The sequence below is a fragment of the Paraburkholderia sp. J69-1 genome (assembly GCF_905220255.1).
Taxonomy (GTDB): Bacteria; Pseudomonadota; Gammaproteobacteria; order Burkholderiales; family Burkholderiaceae; genus Paraburkholderia.
The window spans coordinates 213,881-233,377 of record NZ_CAJMZG010000012.1; the positions used below are offsets into that span (position 1 = coordinate 213,881).

The following is a 19,497-nucleotide window of genomic DNA, read 5'->3' on the forward strand; positions in this document are numbered from 1 at the left end:
CTGCTGACTGCTTGCTGTTGAGTGTGTATCGAGTACTTATGGCGTGGCGAGCGCTTTGCCCAGCGCATCGAGCTGCGCCAGCATCCATGGCTGGAAGTTCACGCCCGCGGGCTGCGTTTCCGTCACGCTGACCGTCGGCACCTTCGACTGCTGCGCGAGGCCGAGCATGCGGCGCGTGAGCGCTTCGGTCGCCTGGCTGTTGTAGATCAGCACGCGCACGCGGCGCTCGCGCAGATCGCGCTCGAAGGCGGCGATATCGGAGGCGCTCGCCTCGGTATCGTTCATCGCCGCCAACTGGAAACGCAGGTTGCGCATATCGAGGCCGATCGCATCCGACATATAGCCGAACACCGGTTCCGTCGCCGTCACCGGCTGGCCTTTGTACTGCGCGCGCAGTGCCGCGACCTTCGCGTCGATCGGCTTGAGCGAGGCGAGAAACGCCGCAAGGTTGGCATCGTACACGCTCTTGTGCGCCGGGTCTGCGGCGTCGAGCGCTGCGCCCACGGCGCGCGCCACGGCGGGCATGGTCTGCGGGTCGTACCAGAGGTGCGGATTGTCGCCGGCCTTCTTGCCGACCAGATCCGCCGCGACGATGGTGGCGCGCTGGCGGCTCTGCGCGGCGGTCGCGCCGAGCAGTTTGGTCATCCACGGATCGTAGTCCGCGCCGTTGTAGACCACCACGCGGGCATGCTGGAGCGCGCGCGCGGTCTTCGGGCTGGCCTCGAAGAGGTGCGGGTCCTGGTCGGGATTGCTCAGGATGCTCGTCACGTTCACGTAGGCGCCGCCGATCTGCTTGACCACGTCGCCGTAGAAGTTCTCCGCGGCGACCACGGGAATCGCGCTATCCGTGGCGAGCGCAGCGTGCGCGGCGCTCATCGAACCGAACAGCGCACCGAGCGTTGCGACAACCGCCATGGCCGAGCGGAAGGCGGGCTTGAGCAAAGCCGCAGCAGCGGCCGGCCGGCGGCGCGTGCGCAGCGTCGCGCGGGGAAATGCGAGCATGGTTCTATCCTTGACGTGAGCGAGGCGTGAGAACAAGGTCCGGATGGCGTCGGGGCAGGACGCGCAGCGACCCGGAGAAGGCAAAAATCCGTGAAGGCGCGATGATATAACGTAACGCGAAAGTTGGCGAGCGAGCCCGGCAGAGGTGCGAGTGCCAATCTGTGCGAAAAGCGCCTGCCGGGCGCGGGAAATGCTGCACATCCGACGCTCTATCGAGGCTGGACAGGCCGCTTGCGCGCCGCACCATCGAAATCCGCATCGATGGCGTTTGTCCGCCTTGACATGTGTGCGTGCGTATCCGATCATTCGACCACCAAGAGAGCAAATGTTCATGCGATGAGCGAGTGTTCAGGCTGAAGGCCTGGTGGCGTCCATCCGCAGAACGACATCGGAGACAACCTGTGGCACATCCCGCGTACCCGGCGGCAGGACGTTTGCAGGACAAGGTGGCCGTGCTGACCGGCGCGGCAAGCGGTATTGGCGAAGCGGTTGCGCGTCGCTATCTGGACGAGGGCGCGCGCTGCGTGCTCGTCGACGTGAAGCCGGCCGATGGCATCGCGCCCGCGCTCAGCGAACAATTCCCCGAACGCGTGCTCGCGCTCACCGCCGACGTCACGCGGCGCGACGACATCGCGCGCATCGTTTCATCGACGCACGAACACTTTGGCCAGATCGACATTCTTTTCAATAACGCGGCGCTGTTCGACATGCGCCCGCTGCTCGACGAATCCTGGGATATCTACGACCGTCTCTTCGCCGTCAACGTGAAGGGCATGTTCTTCCTGATGCAGGCCGTCGCGCAGCGCATGGTCGAGCAGGGCCACGGCGGCAAGATCATCAATATGTCTTCGCAGGCCGGACGGCGCGGGGAAGCACTCGTTTCGCATTACTGCGCAACCAAGGCGGCGGTGCTCAGCTATACGCAATCGGCGGCGCTGGCGCTGGCGCCGCATCGCATCAACGTGAATGGCATCGCGCCGGGCGTGGTGGATACGCCGATGTGGGAGCAGGTGGACGCGCTGTTCGCGCGCTACGAAGGGCGGCCGCTGGGCGAGAAGAAGCGTCTGGTGGGCGAAGCGGTGCCGCTGGGCCGCATGGGTCTGCCCGCCGATCTCACGGGCGCCGCGCTCTTTCTCGCTTCCGCTGACGCCGATTACATCACCGCGCAGACGCTCAACGTGGACGGCGGCAACTGGATGAGCTGAACCGGCGGAGCGTTCCGGCGGCATCGACTCGAGCGGTACCTCAGGCACTAGAACCCTGCAATCGGGCAGGCAGCACGACATAACGTAACAAACAAAGGAGACAACGCCATGAAACCCGCTTTCAAAACCGTGCTGCGTTCGATCAGTGCGGGCGCGCTGATCGCTGCGGCCGGTGCCGCGCACGCGCAGACCGTCACGGTCGCCATGTTGAACAACCCGGACATGATCGAGCTGAAGAAGCTCTCGCCGGCCTTCGAGAAGGCCAATCCGGGCATCAAGCTGAACTGGGTGATCCTCGAAGAAAACGTGCTGCGCCAGCGCGCCACGACCGACATCACGACCAATAGCGGCCAGTTCGACGTGATGATGATCGGCACCTATGAAGCACCGCAATGGGGCAAGCGCGGCTGGCTCGCGCCGATGACCGGCCTGCCCGCCGACTACGATCTCAACGACGTCGTGAAGACGGCGCGTGACGGTCTCTCGTACAACGGCACGCTCTACGCGCTGCCGTTCTACGTCGAAAGCTCGATGACGTATTACCGCAAGGATCTGTTCGCGGCCAAGGGCCTGAAGATGCCCGACCAGCCGACCTACGACCAGATCAAGGACTTCGCCGACAAGCTCACCGACAAATCGGCGGGCACCTACGGCATCTGTCTGCGCGGCAAGGCGGGCTGGGGCGAGAACATGGCCTACGTGACGACGGTGGTGAACACCTTCGGCGGGCGCTGGTTCGACGAGAAGTGGCACGCGCAACTGACCACGCCGGAATGGAAGAAGGCAGTGGGCTTCTATGTCGATCTGCTCAAGAAGGACGGCCCTCCGGGAGCCAGCTCGAACGGCTTCAACGAAAACCTCACGCTGATGTCCTCGGGCAAGTGCGCGATGTGGATCGACGCCACGGTGGCGGCCGGCATTCTCTACAACAAGTCGCAGTCGCAGGTCGCCGACAAGATCGGCTTCGCGGCCGCGCCGACTGCCGTGACGCCGAACGGCGCGCACTGGCTGTGGTCGTGGGCGCTGGCAGTGCCGAAGTCGTCGAAGTCGCCGGACGCGGCGAAGAAGTTCATCGAATGGGCGACCTCGAAGCAGTACATCGAAATGGTCGCGAAGGATGAGGGCTGGGCTTCGGTGCCGTCGGGCACGCGTATTTCGACCTATCAGCGCCCCGAGTACAAGCAGGCCGCGCCGTTCTCGGACTTCGTGCTGAAGGCGATCCAGACCGCCGATCCGAACCATCCGACTGCCAAGCCGGTGCCGTACACGGGCGTGCAGTTCGTCGGGATTCCTGAATTCCAGTCGTTCGGCACAGTGGTCGGGCAGAGCATCGCGGGCGCGGTAGCCGGGCAGATGAGCGTCGATCAGGCGCTCGCGGCGGGCAATGCCGCCGCCGATCGCGCGGTGGCGCAGGCTGGGTATCAGAAGTAAGCGCAAAAAAGTAAGCGCAGAAATAAGCGCAGAAGCAAGCCTCAAGCTTGGACACGCACGAGCCGCAACCGGCGCCGTGCGTGTCCAGCGCAGCAAGATGCGGCGCCTTGCCCCCGCTCGGCGCGCAACAGAGAAGGGTGGTCCTCATGCGTCATCTCCATCTCCACATGCCTCTATTCAATCGAACCCGAGCGCCCAAGCCGAACGCGAAACAGGTGGAAACCCGCCGCTCGGCGTCGCGCTGGCTCGTCTCGCCTTCGGTCGCCGTCCTGCTGTTGTGGATGACGATTCCGCTTGCGATGACGATCTGGTATTCGTTCACGCGCTACAACCTGCTCAATCCCGATCTCAAGGGTTTCGCGGGCCTCGACAACTACAAGTTCCTCGCGACCGACCCCTCGTTCGTGCCGTCGATCGTGCACACCATCGTGCTGATCGTGGCCGTGCTGGCGATCACCGTGATCGGCGGCGTGCTGATGGCGGTGCTGTTCGACCGCAAGTTCGTCGGCATGGGCATCGCGCGTCTGTTCGCGATTGCGCCGTTCTTCGTGATGCCCACGGTGAGCGCGCTGATCTGGAAGAACATGATCCTGCATCCGGTCTATGGGCTGGTTGCCATCGCGATGCGCTCGATGGGCATGACGCCGATCGACTGGTTCGCCGAATATCCGCTCTTCGCGGTCATCCTGATCGTGGCGTGGCAGTGGCTGCCGTTCGCGTTCCTGATTCTCTTCACGGCGATTCAGTCGCTCGACCAGGAGCAGAAGGAAGCCGCGAAGATCGACGGCGCCGGCGCGATCTCGCTGTTCTTCTACATCACGCTGCCGCACCTGCGCCGCGCGATTGCGGTGGTGGTGATGATGGAGTCGATTTTCCTGCTGTCGATCTTCGCCGAAATCTACACGACCACCGGCGGCGGCCCCGGCAACGCCACCACCAACCTCACTTACCTGATCTACTCGATGGGCCTGCAGCAGTTCGACGTGGGCATCGCATCGGCGGGCGGCATTCTGGCTGTCGTGCTGGCGAACATCGTGTCGTTCTTCCTCGTGCGCATGCTCGCGCGCAACCTCAAAGGGGAGTACGAAAAATGAGTCAAGTTACCGCTACGCATGCACCGCAGTCGCCGCACGCGGTCAATCGCGCCTCGCCGCTGCAGTTCATCGGCCGCGTGGTGCCGGGGCTGCTCGCGTGGATCATCGCCATCGCCTTGTTCTTCCCGATCTTCTGGATGACGATCACGGCGTTCAAGACCGAGCAGCAGGCGTATATCCCGACGATCTTCTTCATGCCGACGCTCGACAGCTTCCGCGAGGTGTTCGCGCGTAGCAATTACTTTGCGTTCGCGTGGAATTCGGTGCTGATCTCGGCGGGCGTGACGATCGTCTGCCTGCTGCTCGCCGTGCCGGCCGCCTATGCGATGGCGTTCTTCCCGAACCATCGCACGCAGAAGATCCTGCTGTGGATGCTGTCGACCAAGATGATGCCGTCGGTTGGCGTGCTGGTGCCGATCTATCTGCTGTGGAAGAACACCGGGCTGCTGGATTCGGTGAGCGGGCTGATCATCGTTTATACGCTGATCAATCTGCCGATTGCCGTGTGGATGTCGTACACCTACTTCAACGAAATTCCGCGCGACATTCTCGAAGCCGGGCGCATGGACGGCGCGGCCACGTGGCAGGAAATCGTCTATCTGCTCATGCCGATGGCGGTGCCGGGGCTCGCATCCACCGCGCTGCTTTTGATCATTCTTTCGTGGAACGAAGCATTCTGGAGCATCAATCTGTCGAGTTCGAACGCGGCGCCGCTCACCGTGTTCATCGCTTCGTATTCGAGCCCTGAAGGGCTGTTCTGGGCCAAGCTCTCTGCCGCTTCGCTGCTGGCGGTGGCGCCGGTGCTGATCGTCGGCTGGCTTTCGCAGAAGCAACTCGTGCGCGGTCTTACCTTCGGAGCGGTCAAGTAATGGCGAATGTCGCAATAGAAGCGCTGATCTGCGACTGCGACGGCGTGCTGATCGACAGCGAAGCCGTGGCGGCCAGCGTGCTGGTGCGCGAGCTGGAAGCGCGCTGGCCCGGTGCTGCGGTCGCGCCGGTGCTGATGCCGCTGCTCGGCCAGCGCATCGAGCGCGTGCTGGGCGGCACGAGCGAAGCGCTCGGCCGGCAGTTGAGCGAGGCCGATGTCGCGGCGATCCGCGCCGTGGCCGAACGCGAAGCCGCCGAAGCGCCGCTCTTTCCCGGCGTGGCGGCGGCGCTGGAAGCCATTTCGCTCACAAAGGCCTGCGCGAGCAACAGCTACACCGCCGTGGTGCGCGGCGTGCTGGCGCGCAACGATCTCACGCGCTTTTTCGGCGAACGCATTTACTGCGCCGATATCGTCGCGAAGCCCAAGCCCGCGCCCGATGTGTATCTGGCCGCCGCGCACGGACTGAACGTCGCGCCGCAGGCCTGCATCGTGGTGGAGGACAGCGTGACGGGGGTGAGCGCCGCGCGCGCGGCGGGCATGACGGTGCTGGGTTTCGTCGGCGGCGCGCACGTGGGTGGCGACGCGCACGCGCTCGAACTGCGCGAAGTGGGCGCGCAGGCCATCTTCGACGATATGCGCATGCTGCCCGCGCTGGTGGCGGAGTGGATCGACAGGACGCAGGCGCGCACGGCGTGATGCGCTGTGCGCGTTGCCGCGCCCCGAACTGAACGTGCTGAAAAACGCGGTGCAAGGTGCCACACGGTCGAGAACCGGCACCTGCCGCAATGAACGGAGACACACATCATGGCAAGCGTGATCCTGAGAAACGTGCTCAAGCGCTACGACGAAACCGAAGTCCTGCGCGACGTGAACCTCGATATCGGCGACGGCGAATTCGTCGTCTTTGTCGGCCCGAGCGGCTGCGGCAAGACCACGCTGATGCGGATGATCGCCGGTCTGGAAGACATCAGCGCCGGCGATCTGATGATCGACGGCACGCGCATGAACGACGTGCCGCCCGCCAAGCGCGGCATTGCGATGGTGTTCCAGTCGTACGCGCTGTATCCGCATATGACGCTGTACGACAACATGGCGTTCGGCCTCAAGCTCGCGGGCGCGAAGAAGCCCGAGATCGACGCGGCCGTGAAGAATGCCGCGAAGATCCTGCACATCGACCATCTGCTCGATCGCAAGCCCAAGCAGCTTTCGGGCGGCCAGCGTCAGCGCGTGGCGATCGGCCGTGCGATCACGCGCAAGCCCAAGGTGTTCCTGTTCGACGAGCCGCTCTCGAACCTCGACGCCGCGCTGCGCGTGAAGATGCGCCTGGAATTCGCGCGCCTGCACGACGAACTCAAGACCACGATGATCTACGTGACGCACGATCAGGTCGAAGCGATGACGCTCGCGGACAAGATCGTCGTGCTGTCGGCGGGCAATGTCGAACAGGTCGGGAGTCCGAACCGTCTTTATCATGCGCCGGCCAATCGTTTTGTCGCGGGCTTTATCGGCTCGCCGAAGATGAACTTCTTCGAAGGCCAGATCCAGCAGGTCGATAGCGACGGCATCGTGGTGCGCTATCCAACCGGCGAAACGCAGAAGGTCTCGGTCGAACCGCGCGGTGCGCGCGAAGGCGACAAGGTCACGGTGGGCATCCGCCCCGAGCATCTGCATGTCAATGCGGGCGAATACGGTGCGAGCGCGAAGGCGATGACGGTGGAGTCGCTGGGCGACGCCGCCTATCTCTACGCCGAATCGCCGGTCGCGCCCGATGGCCTGATCGCGCGCATTCCGCCGCTGGAAAAGCACGAACGCGGCGAGACCATGAAGCTGGGCGCGACGCCCGATCACTGCCATCTGTTCGATGCGCAAGGGCTGGCGTTCGAGCGCCGCTTCGCGCAGGAACTCGCGGCGTGAAGTTTTGAAGTGGTCGTTAGTCGTTGTCCGAGGTTGCCTTGCCCCAACCAAGGGACGCCCGCTTTCGAGCGGGCTTTTTTTGCGCGCTTTTTTGCTCGCATTCTGTGCACATGCAAGCGGCGAAAGGTGGACGGGCGCTATGATCCTGCGTCCGGGTCTTTATAGCCATGCCATCATGATTCGCAAGATCGCGTCGATCGCGAGTGTCCTGGCGATATCGCCGTTTCTCGCCGCCATGTCCGCACACGCAGCCGATGTGCCGACCGTTGTCGTGCAGCAGGTCGAAGCGCGCCTCGACAATCAGCACGAACTGCAACCGCCGATCATCGACGCAAATCCGGTCATGCCTGGCGCGTGGGTCTATTTCACCGATAACCTGACGAAGCGTCCGGGCCAGCGCGGCGAGAATCGCCCCTACACGCTGGACGCGCATCTGATCTACCAGGACGCCGATCAGGCCTGGCACGATCAGCTATTCGACCGCTACGAAGAGGACGGCGGCATTCCGAAGATCGCGTCGGTGTTCTTCGCGCACGCGGATCAGACGCCGCGCAGCAAGAGCCTGATCGTGCTCGTGCAGACGCCGCAGCAGCACGACGACTACGGCGGCGATTCTTACGACGGCTATGTGTACAGGCTGACGGGGTCCGCCGCGCAGGGCGCGGTGTTCGTGGGCCTGCAGAACGACGCCAGCGCGCCGTTCATCGGCCAGTGTCAATGCGGCTTTCGCGACGGCCACACGGAGCACGCGCGCTATCCGAACGCGGACGCGATCCGCCGGGCGCTGGCGCAGACGTATCCGCTCAAATAAAGCGCCTCAGACTTTCTCGCCCAAGGCCGCGCGCGCGCTGGCTTCGTCGGTCACGAGACCCGAAAGCCAGCCGCCCTTGAGCGCGGCGATCAGCGCTTCGCGCTTGCGCGCGCCGCCCGCGAAACCAATCGTCGGGCGCTTCGGCGGCGAATCCAGATGCAGGCTCGTCACGCGCCGCCCGGTCGGCGAATCGACGCGGCGGCCGCTGGCGTCGATCGGCAGCCCGAGCATTTCGGCGATGGCGCCCAGGCGCATCAACTCGTGCACTTCGTCGGTGGTCAGGAAGCCGTCTTCGTGCAGCGGACAATGCTCGCCGATATTGCCGATGCCGACGAAGGCCACATCGGCCTCGCCCGACAGCGACTCGACGATGCGATAAAGGCGGTGATTGCACCACTGCGCGCGCTCGGCTTCGTTATCGGCGATCAGCGGCGCGGGCAGCAGGAAGTGCTTGCCGCCGGTTTTCTCGGAGATATGCAGCGCGACATCGTAGCGATTGGACGAACCGTCCTGCGCGATTGCGCCCACCATCGACACCAGCCGGTGCTGCGGCCGCTCGATCTGCGCGATCTGATCGACGGCGGCCTTGAGCGTGCGCCCGCTGCTCACGGCCACGACCATCGGCCGTTCTTCGTTCAGATAGCGCTCCATCACCTGCGCGCCGGCCACGGCCAGCTTGCGGTCGATGGCTTCCTGAGTGTCGCCGTCGACGGGCACGACTTCGCACATCGCGAGGCCGTAGCGCTTCGAAAGCTGGTCCGCGAGCGCGAGGCAATCGGCCAGTTGATGATCGACGCGCACGCGGATCAGGTTCTTCTCGACCGCGAAGGCAACCAGGCGCTGCGCAACCGGGCGCGAAACCTGCAGCTTTTCGGCGATCTCGTTCTGGGTGTTGCCGGCCACGTAGTAGAGCCACGCGGCGCGGGTGGCGAGATCGAGTTTTTCGGTGGACTTGGGCACGGTGAGATCGGCGCGAATGTTGTGGGATGGCGGGCGGAGTTTACGCGAAACTGGCCGCGCTTACGCCAGCCTTTCGCGCGCGGGATCGAACAGCGGCCGCACGTGCCGGTAAAGCGCGCGATAAGACGCCAGCCGTTCGCGCAACGCCGCGTGACGCGCGGCATCGGGCGTGTATTCGGCCGTCACGGGCGCCTTGGCGAGCACCGCGTCGAAATTGCCGCCCGCCGCGAGCCAGCCCAGACGCGCCGCGCCCAGCGCCGCGCCGGTTTCGCCGCCGCCGTGCTGGCGCGTGGGCGTGTCGAACGCATCGGCGACCAGCTGCGCCCAGTAGGCGCTGCGCGCGCCGCCGCCGAGCATCGACAGCGGACCGACTTCGGTGCCGGCGGCGCGCAGGGCGTCGAGGCCGTCGGTGAGCGCGAGCGTCACGCCCTCGAGCACCGCGTAGCCCAGCAGCGCACGATCGCTCGCGTGCGTCATGCCGAAGAACACGCCTTGCGCGTACGGGTCGTTGTGCGGCGTGCGCTCGCCCGAAAGGTACGGCAGGAACAGCGGCGCCTGTGCGAGCGTGCGCGCGTCGATGCGCTCGACTTCGGCGAGCAGGGTGGGTTCGTCGGTGCCGGTGAGCTTGCAGACCCAGCGCAGGCAACTGGCCGCCGAAAGCACCACGCTCATCTGATGCCAGCGGTTGGGGATCGCGTGGCAGAACGCGTGCACGGCCGAAGCGGGATTCGGCGCGAAACGGTCGCCGATCACGCACAGCACGCCCGAAGTGCCGAGCGAGACAAAACCGTCGCCCGGCTGCACCGCGCCGATGCCGATCGCGCTGGTGGCGTTGTCGCCGCCGCCGGCCGCCACTACCACGTCGTCGCGCAGACCGAATTCGCGCGCGACAGCGGGCAGCAGCGTGCCGGACGGCGCGCTGCCTTCGGCGAGCGCGGGCATCTGCTCGCGCGTCATGTTGCAGGCGTCGAGCAGGGCGTCGGACCAGTCGCGCTTTGCCACATCGAGCCAGAGCGTGCCGGCCGCATCGGATGGATCGGAGACCTTGCCGCCCGTGAGCTTCAGACGCAGCCAGTCTTTGGGCAGCAGCACGCAGGCGGTCTTGCGGAACAGTTCGGGCTCGTGACGCGCGACCCACAGCAGTTTGGGCGCGGTGAAACCCGGCATCGCCAGATTGCCCGCCACGCGATGCAGTTGCGGCGCGCGCGCAGTGAGTTCTGCGCATTCGTCCACGGCGCGCATGTCGTTCCAGAGGATCGCGGGGCGCAGCACGGCATCGTCACGATCGAGCAGCACCGCGCCGTGCATCTGGCCGGACAGGCCGATGCCGCGCACTTCGGCGAATTCGCGCGGATGTTTTTCGCGCAGCGCGGCGAGCGCGTGGCGCGTGCCGTCCCACCAGTCGGCGGGATTCTGCTCGGCCCAGCGCGGATGCTCACGTGAAACCGTGAACGGCGAGCCCGCCGTGCCGATCACGCGGCCGTCGGACGCGAGCAGCAGAACTTTCACTTCGGAGGTGCCGAGGTCGATGCCGAGATACATGGGCGCGCGCGGAAGTCCGCGGTAGTCGTGGGGTGGAGGGGCTACTGTAGCCGCGCGCGCAGGCCGACGCCATGCGCGCCGACCCGGGGGCGCGGCGCGCGCCAGATGGCGAGGAAAGAACGGTGCGTCGTCAAACGGTGGGGCCGCGGCTTGCGCCACGCTTCGCGAGCCAGGCATCGACGCGTGCGAGCGCATCGCGCAGCGCGGCGGCGAGCGGCGCGCTGCCCGCGAGGCTGCCCCAGAGCAGCTTATCGGCGCAAAAGACGTCGAGCGGATCGTCCGCTTCGAACATCTTCGCCACGCTCGGGCCATCCATCACGCCGTCCTGATACGGATACGGCAGCGTGCCCGCGTTCCAGCGCTGCAGGAATCGCAGGAACAGCGCGGGCAGGATGGCCGTGGCGGCCGGCGTCGCGCCTGCTGCGATCCGTTGCGCGATGGTCGGCGCGATAAAGCCGGGGATCTTCGAAAAGCCGTCGGCGGCCACGCGCTGGTTGGTGTCCTGGATATACGGATTGCTGAAACGCTCGATCACCACATCGCGATACTTCGCGAGATCGAGCGGGCTGGGCGTGAGGCAGGGGATCACGTCTTCGCTCACGTAGGCGTGCGCGAAGGCCTGAATATCGCTGTCCCGGGTGCCTTCGTGGATGTAGTCGAGACCGACCAGCGTGCCCGCCCACGCAATGCAGCTGTGCGTGGCGTTGAGAATGCGGATCTTCGCTTCCTCGTAGGGCATCACCGATTCCACCATCTCCGCGCCCGCGCGCTCCCAGGCCGGGCGTCCCGCGCAGAAGTGATCTTCGATCACCCACTGGATAAACGCTTCGCCCATCACCGGGCAGGCATCGTCGACGCCGGTGGCGGCCTTGACGCGCTCGCGCACATCGGGCGTGGGGCGCGGCGTGATGCGATCGACCATCGAATCGGGGCAGGCCGTGTTGGCGTCGAACCATTCGCGCAGCGCGAGCGCGCCGCGCAGGCTGAGGAATTCGCGCATGCCCGCGTGAAAGCGCTTGCCGTTGCTGCGCAGGTTGTCGCAGGTTTGCAGCGTGACGGGAGCGCCGCCGCGCGTCATGCGCGCTTCGAGGATCGCGGCGAGCGCGCCGTAGATGGTGGCGCGCGCACCGTTCAGATCGGCGGCCAGATCGGGATTCGAGGTGTCGAGACGGTCGTGTTCGTCGAGGTAATAGCCGCCTTCGGTGACCGTGAAGGCGATGATTTTGCAGGCCGGATCGGCGCCCGCTTCGATCAGGCTCGCAAGATCCGCCGACCACGGCAGCACGCGCGTGATCGAGTGGATCGACTCGTAGGCGCGCTCGCCTTGCGGCGTGACGGTTTCGAGCGTGTAGACGCCGTTCTGCGCGGCAAGGGCGTCCATGACCGGGTTCATATCGGCGCGGATATTGCCCACGGAGAGCGACCACGCCGGCTCGTCCGGCTGCCGCGCGAGGTTCACGCGATGCAGATACCACGCCTGATGCGCCCGGTGAAACGATCCCGCGCCGATGTGCAGGATCACGTTCGCGTCGCTGCGCGCGCTGTCCATAGTTGTCTCCTGTTTTTCGCCCTGAATTTTTTGCCTGGCTTTGATCTGCAGGTGCTGCGCGCATTTTGCGTGCGCCATCTGGCGTGCGCCGTTCTTGGGCGCGCTGCGCTCTGGGTGTGAGCATTTGCTCGATCGATGAACGAATGATCGTATTCGGTCGATCGAAAGTCAAGACGGGGAAAAGCGGATTTTGGTGGTGCGCTGCGGGGTATCGCCGCTGGACACGCCATGAGGACGTGCATCGACGCGCGTGTGATGCGCTTGTTGTGACGCACAACAACGCGGAGGAGGGAGGTTCAGATGCGCGCGGCGCGCGATGCGCCGCGCCTGAAGAACGCGCCAGATGACTTTGGCGCGTGCTGGCTGTCAGTCGGCGCTGTTGACCACGGCGGCGACCGCCGCCACCGCCTGCGCCGTCACATCGGCCGCGCAGCAATCCACGACGATACGTTCCGGCATCGCGCGCAGCCACGTCAGTTGGCGCTTACAAAGCTGGCGCGTGGCGAATACGCCTTTGTCGCGCATGGTGGCGTAATCGATCTCGCCGTCCAGGTACTCCCACGCCTGCCGATACCCCACGCAGCGCATCGAAGGCAGATCCGCGTTCAGATCGCCGCGCGCGCGCAGTGCGGTCACCTCGTCGATGAGACCGCCCGCGAGCATCGCGTCGAAACGCTGTTCGATGCGCTTGTGCAGCACGGCGCGGTCCGACGGCTCCAGCGCGATCGGCACGAAGCGGTAACGCGCGGCTTCGTCGTCGGCGGCGGGCTGGCGCGGCGCGGCCAGCAGCGTCGACATCGGCTGGCCGGTCAGCAGGAAGATTTCGAGCGCACGCTGGATGCGCTGCGAGTCATTGGGCGCGAGGCGCGCGGCCGTGGGCGCATCGACTTCGGCCAGACGCGCGTGCAGCGCGGGCCAGCCGTCGCGTTCGGCGTCGGCGTCGAGTTGCGCGCGCACGGCGGCATCGGCGGTCGGCAGATCGCTCAGGCCCTGCGTGAGCGCCTTGTAGTAGAGCATCGTGCCGCCCACCAGCAAGGGCAGGTTGCCGCGCGCGACGATCTCGCCGGTCACGCGCAGCGCGTCGGCGCGAAAGTTGGCGGCGGAATAGGCATCGGCCGGATCGACGATGTCGATCAGATGATGCACGGCCGCCGCGCGCTCGGCGGCGCTGGGTTTGGCCGTGCCGATATCCATCTCGCGATAGACCAGCGCCGAATCGACGCTGACGATTTCGACCTCGCGCCCGCGCGCTTTCGACTGCGCGGCGAATTCGAGTGCGGCGGCCGTCTTGCCCGATGCGGTCGGGCCGAGCAGGCACGCGACCGGAAGTACGTGATTCACCATCTCTGCCCTCTCACTGACCGCGCATGAAAAGACGATCGAGATCGGCGAGCGTGAGCTGATACCACGTGGGCCGGCCGTGATTGCACTGGTCGGCGCGCTCGGTGGCTTCCATCTGGCGCAGTAGCGCGTTCATTTCGTCGAGCGTCAGGCGGCGGTTGGCGCGTACCGCGTGATGGCAGGCGAGCGTGCCGAGCATTTCGTGCTGGCGCTCGGTGAGCACGCGCGAGCCGCCGTAAGCGTGCAGATCGGTCAGCACAGCGCGCGCAAGCGCCTGGAGATCGGCGTCCTTGAGCAGGGCGGGCACGGCGCGGATCGCGATCGACGTCGGCGAAAGCACCGCGAGATCGAAGCCGAGCGCTTCGAGCGTGGCCTTTTCTTCTTCGACGGTGCCGGTTTCGATCGGATCGGCGGTCATCGAAATGGGGATCAGCAGCGGCTGCACGGCGAGCGAGCGTTCGGCCAGCGCGTGCTTGAACTGCTCGTAGAGAATGCGTTCGTGCGCCGCGTGCATATCGACGATCACGAGGCCGCGCGTGTTTTGCGCGAGCACGTAGATGCCGTGCACCTGGCCGAGCGCGAAGCCGAGCGGATGATCGTCGCGCGCGTCGAAACGGGCGGCCTGCTGGGCTTGCGTGTCGAAGGCGTCGGTTTGTGCGCCATCGGCGGCGTGCGGGACGGTCGAGGCGTCGGCCGTGCCGGCGCCCACGTCCTTGCGGCCGAACAGTGCGTCGTAGAGCGCGAGCGGCTGCGCGACCGGCAGGCTGCCCTGGGTCATGCGCGACTGGCGCATCCAGGTGTTGCCGCTGCTGGCGCTACTGCCACCACCTCCGAACCCGCCTGACCCACCCGAGCCGCCGAAGCCCGAAGAGCGCGAGCCTGAACCACCCAAACCGCCTGAACCGAAGCCGCTGCCCGAACCACCGAAACTGCTCGCGACGCTCGCCGTGCCGAAGCGGCCCGATGCCGCGTCGAACCCGGAAGCCGCGCCGCCGCCGACCGAACCGCTTCCAGCCGACGCACCCGCAGTCGCACCCGAAGTCAGCCCGACCGATCCGCCAAGCACGCCCGCGCCCGGCATCGCACGCGGCTCGATCATCGCCGAATGGCCGCCCGAAGTCGTTTCCGGCGACGCGCCCGCGTGCCGCGCCAGCGCGCGCTGCACGGCATGGAACACGAACTGGTGAATCGAGCGCGAATCGCGGAAACGCACTTCGATCTTCGACGGATGCACGTTCACATCGACGGCCTCGGGCGGCAGGTCGAGGAACAGCACGTAGGACGGGTAACGGTCGCCGTGCAGCACATCTTCATACGCGGCGCGCACCGCATGCGTGAGCAGCTTGTCGCGCACGAAGCGGCCGTTGACGAAGAAATACTGCTGATCGGCGCGATTGCGGCTGGCCGTGGGCAGACCCGCGCAGCCGTAGACGGCGAGCGGTCCCGCGCGCTCGTCGAGCGGCAGATGCGCGGTTGCAAAGGTCTCGCCGAGAATCTTCGACACGCGCGTGGACGGATCGCTCGCGTTCCAGTGCTCGACCGCGCGGCCGTTGTGCAGCACCGAAATCGCCACGTCGGGCCGCGCGAGCGCGCTGCGGCGGATCATCTCCAGGCAGTGGCCGAGTTCCGTCTGCTCGCTCTTGAGGAATTTGCGGCGCGCGGGCGTATTGAAATACAGCTCGCGCACTTCGATGGTCGTGCCCTGGCCGCCCGCAGCAGGCGAGAGCGCGCCGGTATTGGCGTCGATCTTGACCGCGTGCGCGGCGCTGGCGGGGCGGCTTGTGATCGACATCTCGGCGACCGAGGCGATCGAGGCGAGCGCTTCGCCGCGAAACCCGAGCGTCGCGACGCTTTCGAGTTCGGCGAGCGAGCGGATCTTGCTGGTGGCGTGGCGCATCAGCGCGAGCGGCAATTCGGCTTCGGGGATGCCGCAGCCGTCGTCGGCGATCGAAATGCGCTTCACGCCGCCTTCGTCGAGCAGGATGCGCAGCGTGCCCGCACCCGCGTCGAGCGCGTTTTCGAGCAGTTCCTTCACCACCGATGCGGGACGCTCGACCACTTCGCCCGCGGCGATCTGGCTGATGAGCTGATCGGGCAGCGCCTGGATCGCGCGCGCGGGCTGGGCGGCGCGCGATCCATGCGCCGATTCATGCGCCGATTCGGGCGTCATGTGCGCTGCGGACGCTTCAGTGTCGATGGCGGGCGCGGCGTGATCGGCCGCTTCGGGCGCGGCGTCGCCGCTGGGATCGAGATTCTCAGACATGCGGGCAATTATAACGAGTCGGGGATGGCGCCTTGCGGCCCTGGTTTCGGCCGTGGCGCGCGCTTCAGGCTCCCTTAAGGCTTGATTCGGTGCCTGGCCGGGTTTGCTGCGCTTTGGCCGTAGATTCGACGAACTTTTGCAGATTTTCGTGGGAATTTTTCGTGACGACGGGCACTTTCGGTATGATGGCGCGGTCAATTTTCCTTCTCGCGCAACACAGGTTCCAGGCGGCCGCATCACGACGATTCGTCGACCGGAACCATGACCAATAAGGGACACTTTTGGATACGCTGCTGCAGTTCGTCAACCTTGTCTTGCACATCGACAAGTTTCTCGGAGTCTTCATCCACCAGTACGGTGCCTGGGTCTATGCGGTCCTGTTCCTGATCGTGTTCTGCGAGACCGGCCTTGTCGTGCTGCCGTTCCTGCCGGGCGACTCGCTGCTGTTTATCGGCGGCGCGTTCGCGGCCACGCACGAAATGAATCTGGGCGCGCTGCTCACGCTGCTGATCGTCGCGGCGGTTACGGGCAACACGCTGAACTACATGATTGGCCGCGCCATCGGTCCGAAAGTGTTCAACACCCGTATTCCTGGGCTCGAACGCTTCCTCGACCGCGCCGCGCTGCAAAAGACCCACGACTTCTACGAGCGCCACGGCGGCAAGACCATCGTGCTCGCGCGTTTCATTCCGGTCGTGCGCACCTTCGCGCCGTTCGTCGCGGGTGTCTCGCAGATGAGCATGCAGCGCTTCCAGCTGTTCAATATCGCGGGCGCGCTGTTCTGGGTGCTGCTGCTCGTGCTGCTGGGCTTCTTCTTCGGCAATATTCCGTTTATTCGCCAGTACCTCAACATCATCGTGCTGGTGGGCATCGGCGCGGCGATCGTGCCAGTGGTACTCGGCGGTCTCTGGAAGATGATGCGCAAGAACAACGGCGCGAATGCCGTGCGCGGCCCGAATGGCAACTGAGCTTGACTGAGCGGTTTCGCACTGCATGAGAAAACGGCATCGCCCGCAAGGACGATGCCGTTTTTGTTTGCGCGTTCAGCCGCTTTATGTGGCTCTACTAGCTCAAGTCGCTTGCGTACCCTGCGCACCGATGCGCCGGATGATCGAAGGCGTTTCCGGCGTCGGATAACCCGCGTCGCGGAACGTCTCGACGATCGCGCGGTTGGTATCGAAATACACCTGCCAATACGTGTCGTTATTCGTGAAGGGGCGCACGGCCAGCAGCGGGCCTTCGGGCGTGAACGAGAGAATCTCGACGTCCGGCGCCGGCTCCGTGGCGACATTCGGGATCTTCGCGATGGCCGCGCGCAGGCGATTGGCGGCATCGACGGGATCGACGCCATTGGCGATCTTCGCGGTCAGCTCGACGCGGCGCACGGGCGTGGCGCTGTAGTTCGAGATCGTGTCCGAAAAGATCTTGTTATTGCCGATGATGTTCACGACGTTATCGGGCGAGATGATGGTCGTGCCGAAAATACCCAGCTCCTTGACCGTGCCCGTCACGCCGCCCGCCGTCACGAAGTCGCCCACCTTGAACGGGCGCAGCACCTGCATGAATACGCCCGCGGCGAAGTGCGCCAGCAGACCGCCCCAAGCCGTGCCGATGGCAAGACCCAGACCCGCGAGCAGCGCGGCGAACGAGGTCGTCTGCACGCCGAACACCTGCAGGATCGCCAGCACCAGGATCAGGTTCAGCACGGCCGCGAGGATCGAACTCAGGTAATGCGCGAGCGTGTGGTCGAAGCGTTCGTTGCGCGAGAGCACCTTGCGCAGGAAGCCCGCGACCAGATTGATGGCCCAGCGCCCGATGATCCACAGGACGATGGCCGCAATGACTTTGGTCCCGAAGTCGATGCCTCGGGTCATGATGAATACGCGGATGGTTTCGAGATCCAAGATGCCCTCGCTTGATTCGGTGATTGAGCCGGAAAGACGCGTTGAACTGCAGGCCACTGCATGTTGAAGCGACTGAAACGACGACTGTGCAACCGTTGGGGCGAGGCCTTGTGATCCGGCGGGCGTGAAGTGTCGGGCCCGCTGCTGCATCGCTTGTGCATTTATAGGCGAAGCGGCGATCGCGTGCATCCTGCGTGCCCAGGTGCTTCGGGGTTGACCCCAGGCAATGCGCGCGCGATTGCGACGACGTCGATGTTTCAGAACATGCGCTTTGCATGCGCGTGCGCTGGCTGTTTGGCGTTATCGTTGCGGGTTGCGTCTATCGCTGCATTGGTCGTGGCGAGCACATAAGAAAGCTATCAGGACACCTACACGGAGGCTTCATGAACCTGTCGAATGCCGATCTGCATCTCATCACCGTCAAGCTCGAAGAATTGCGGCCGACGCAACTGACCGTCGGTTATCGCGAAGTCGCGCTCAAGCGCGATCACTGGAAGACGCTCGACAAGAAAGGCCGCGCCGCCGCCATCGACAATCACTGGTTCCCGGCCGTGCTCGGACCGAAACAGCGCTACTACGTGGTCGATCATCATCACCTTGGTCTCGCGTGGCTGCACGAAGGCGTGCCGAGCGTGCGCGTCACGGTGATCAAGGATCTCTCGTGGCTGGAGCCGACGATCTTCTGGCGGATGATGGAGCACAACCAGTGGGTGCATCCGTTCGATGCGTCGGGCGAGCGCTGCGACTACGACGCGCTGCCCAAACAGCTTTCCGGTCTTGCCGACGATCCCTATCGCAGCCTCGCGGGCGAGTTGCGCGTGGCGGGCGGCTACGCCAAGGACACGACGCCCTTCAGCGAATTCCTCTGGGCCGACTATCTGCGTCAGAAGGTGAGCGCCGCGCATGTCGCGGAGGATTTCGGCGAGGCGTTGCGCGATGCGCTCGCGCATGCGCACGATGCCGATGCGCGCTATCTGCCGGGCTGGTCGGGCGTGGTGCCGCAGACTGCGGTGACGAGCGGCGCGGGCGGGGCGGTGGCGGCCGCTGCGGCGGCGAGCGATGCGGCCGCGCAGAAGCCGGTATCGGCCAAGGTCAAAGACAAGAGCAAGGCCAGAAAGAAGTAATGCCGATGCGCGGGTTCTTGGCGCTCACATCGGCAACGTCGATTTGCTGTACGGCGACGTTTCGATCGTGAGCGTGCCGTGTTTGCCCGGTTCGCGCGTGCCGCGCCGGGCTGCGCGGCGCACGAGGATCAGCGCGACGGTCACCGCGAGCATATACGCCACGGCGCGCGCGAAGAACGCGTTGACCGGGTGATAGATGGTCCACGGCCCGCCTGCATCGGCGAAAACGAGAAAGGTGAGCGCGGCGTCGAACACGCAGGCGAGCGCCATCATGCCGACGAACACCCGCGTGCCGTGCGGCGTGAGATCCGGGCGCATCGCGCGGATGAACCAGCAGACCAGTCGCACCACGGCGAGCAGGACGAGATTCGAGAGCAGGCAGCAGACGAAGTTGTACATGAGGCGATGTCGATGGCCGAAAGCGGCGCGATCATGGCACGCCTCGACATCTCGAAAAATCACCTTCCAGCGTGTTCAAACGCCCGCGGC

Annotated in this window: 16 protein-coding genes and 1 pseudogene; 9 read left to right on the forward strand and 8 right to left on the reverse strand. The window is 65.4% G+C overall.

Translation table 11 applies throughout. From position 1 onward, the window contains the following. Positions 1 to 36: 36 nt before the first annotated feature. Positions 37 to 1,002: a metal ABC transporter solute-binding protein gene (locus U5A67_RS22935; protein WP_415767905.1), complete on the reverse strand. Its 966-nt coding sequence runs from the start codon at positions 1,000 to 1,002 to the stop codon at positions 37 to 39. Between the two features lie 401 nt (positions 1,003 to 1,403). Between U5A67_RS22935 and U5A67_RS22940 the strand changes: the two genes are divergently transcribed. The 7 genes from U5A67_RS22940 (at position 1,404) to U5A67_RS22970 (ending at position 8,325) form a co-directional block, all read left to right on the forward strand. Then, positions 1,404 to 2,207, forward strand: a complete 804-nt coding sequence (locus U5A67_RS22940) for an L-iditol 2-dehydrogenase (RefSeq protein ID WP_321816264.1) — start codon at positions 1,404 to 1,406, stop codon at positions 2,205 to 2,207. Positions 2,208 to 2,315: 108 nt separating this feature from the next. Beyond that, positions 2,316 to 3,638: a sugar ABC transporter substrate-binding protein gene (locus tag U5A67_RS22945; protein WP_321816265.1), complete on the forward strand. Its 1,323-nt coding sequence runs from the start codon at positions 2,316 to 2,318 to the stop codon at positions 3,636 to 3,638. Positions 3,639 to 3,784: 146 nt separating this feature from the next. After that, positions 3,785 to 4,732: a sugar ABC transporter permease gene (locus U5A67_RS22950; RefSeq protein WP_321816266.1), complete on the forward strand. Its 948-nt coding sequence runs from the start codon at positions 3,785 to 3,787 to the stop codon at positions 4,730 to 4,732. Continuing rightward, positions 4,729 to 5,601: a carbohydrate ABC transporter permease gene (locus tag U5A67_RS22955; RefSeq protein WP_205983285.1), complete on the forward strand. Its 873-nt coding sequence runs from the start codon at positions 4,729 to 4,731 to the stop codon at positions 5,599 to 5,601. Before U5A67_RS22950 ends, U5A67_RS22955 begins: the two co-directional genes overlap by 4 nt. Next, positions 5,601 to 6,296: an HAD family phosphatase gene (locus U5A67_RS22960; RefSeq protein ID WP_321816267.1), complete on the forward strand. Its 696-nt coding sequence runs from the start codon at positions 5,601 to 5,603 to the stop codon at positions 6,294 to 6,296. The genes U5A67_RS22955 and U5A67_RS22960 overlap by 1 nt, the downstream gene beginning before the upstream one ends. Positions 6,297 to 6,404: 108 nt before the next feature. After that, positions 6,405 to 7,514 carry an ABC transporter ATP-binding protein gene (locus U5A67_RS22965; protein ID WP_205983283.1) on the forward strand — a complete coding sequence of 370 codons (1,110 nt, stop codon included), beginning with the start codon at positions 6,405 to 6,407 and terminating at the stop codon, positions 7,512 to 7,514. 139 nt (positions 7,515 to 7,653) lie between these two features. After that, entirely contained in the window at positions 7,654 to 8,325 is a 672-nt protein-coding gene (locus tag U5A67_RS22970) for a hypothetical protein (RefSeq protein ID WP_321816268.1), read from the forward strand. 6 nt (positions 8,326 to 8,331) lie between these two features. Here the strand turns inward: U5A67_RS22970 and U5A67_RS22975 are convergent, their stop codons facing one another. The 5 genes from U5A67_RS22975 to mutL form a co-directional block, all read right to left on the reverse strand. Next, the gene (locus U5A67_RS22975; protein WP_205983281.1) at positions 8,332 to 9,285 is read right to left on the reverse strand and encodes a sugar-binding transcriptional regulator; all 954 of its coding nucleotides are present in this window, start codon (positions 9,283 to 9,285) and stop codon (positions 8,332 to 8,334) included. Positions 9,286 to 9,345: 60 nt separating this feature from the next. Beyond that, positions 9,346 to 10,827, reverse strand: a complete 1,482-nt coding sequence (xylB, locus tag U5A67_RS22980; RefSeq protein ID WP_321816269.1) for a xylulokinase — start codon at positions 10,825 to 10,827, stop codon at positions 9,346 to 9,348. 130 nt (positions 10,828 to 10,957) lie between these two features. After that, on the reverse strand, positions 10,958 to 12,376 hold the full coding sequence (gene dalD, locus U5A67_RS22985) for a D-arabinitol 4-dehydrogenase (RefSeq protein WP_321816270.1): 1,419 nt from the start codon (positions 12,374 to 12,376) through the stop codon (positions 10,958 to 10,960). A 366-nt stretch (positions 12,377 to 12,742) separates the two neighbouring features. Beyond that, on the reverse strand, positions 12,743 to 13,720 hold the full coding sequence (gene miaA / locus U5A67_RS22990; protein WP_321816271.1) for a tRNA (adenosine(37)-N6)-dimethylallyltransferase MiaA: 978 nt from the start codon (positions 13,718 to 13,720) through the stop codon (positions 12,743 to 12,745). A 10-nt stretch (positions 13,721 to 13,730) separates the two neighbouring features. Further along, positions 13,731 to 15,887 (reverse strand): DNA mismatch repair endonuclease MutL, encoded by a 2,157-nt coding sequence (gene mutL / locus U5A67_RS22995; protein ID WP_321816280.1) that lies wholly within the window; start codon positions 15,885 to 15,887, stop codon positions 13,731 to 13,733. Between the two features lie 374 nt (positions 15,888 to 16,261). On the opposite strand from mutL, the gene U5A67_RS23000 reads away from it, so the two are divergent. After that, positions 16,262 to 16,948 carry a DedA family protein gene (locus U5A67_RS23000; protein ID WP_205983276.1) on the forward strand — a complete coding sequence of 229 codons (687 nt, stop codon included), beginning with the start codon at positions 16,262 to 16,264 and terminating at the stop codon, positions 16,946 to 16,948. 102 nt (positions 16,949 to 17,050) lie between these two features. On the opposite strand, the gene U5A67_RS23005 is transcribed toward U5A67_RS23000, so the two are convergent. After that, complete coding sequence (locus U5A67_RS23005) at positions 17,051 to 17,884, reverse strand: mechanosensitive ion channel family protein (RefSeq protein ID WP_205983275.1); 834 nt, start codon at positions 17,882 to 17,884, stop codon at positions 17,051 to 17,053. A 383-nt stretch (positions 17,885 to 18,267) separates the two neighbouring features. On the opposite strand from U5A67_RS23005, the pseudogene U5A67_RS23010 reads away from it, so the two are divergent. Further along, positions 18,268 to 18,882: pseudogene (locus U5A67_RS23010) on the forward strand (ParB-like protein); the annotation flags it as partial. A gap of 150 nt (positions 18,883 to 19,032) precedes the next feature. Here U5A67_RS23010 and U5A67_RS23015 read toward each other — a convergent pair. Further along, positions 19,033 to 19,407, reverse strand: a complete 375-nt coding sequence (locus U5A67_RS23015) for a hypothetical protein (protein WP_205983273.1) — start codon at positions 19,405 to 19,407, stop codon at positions 19,033 to 19,035. Between the last annotated feature and the right edge of the window lie 90 nt (positions 19,408 to 19,497).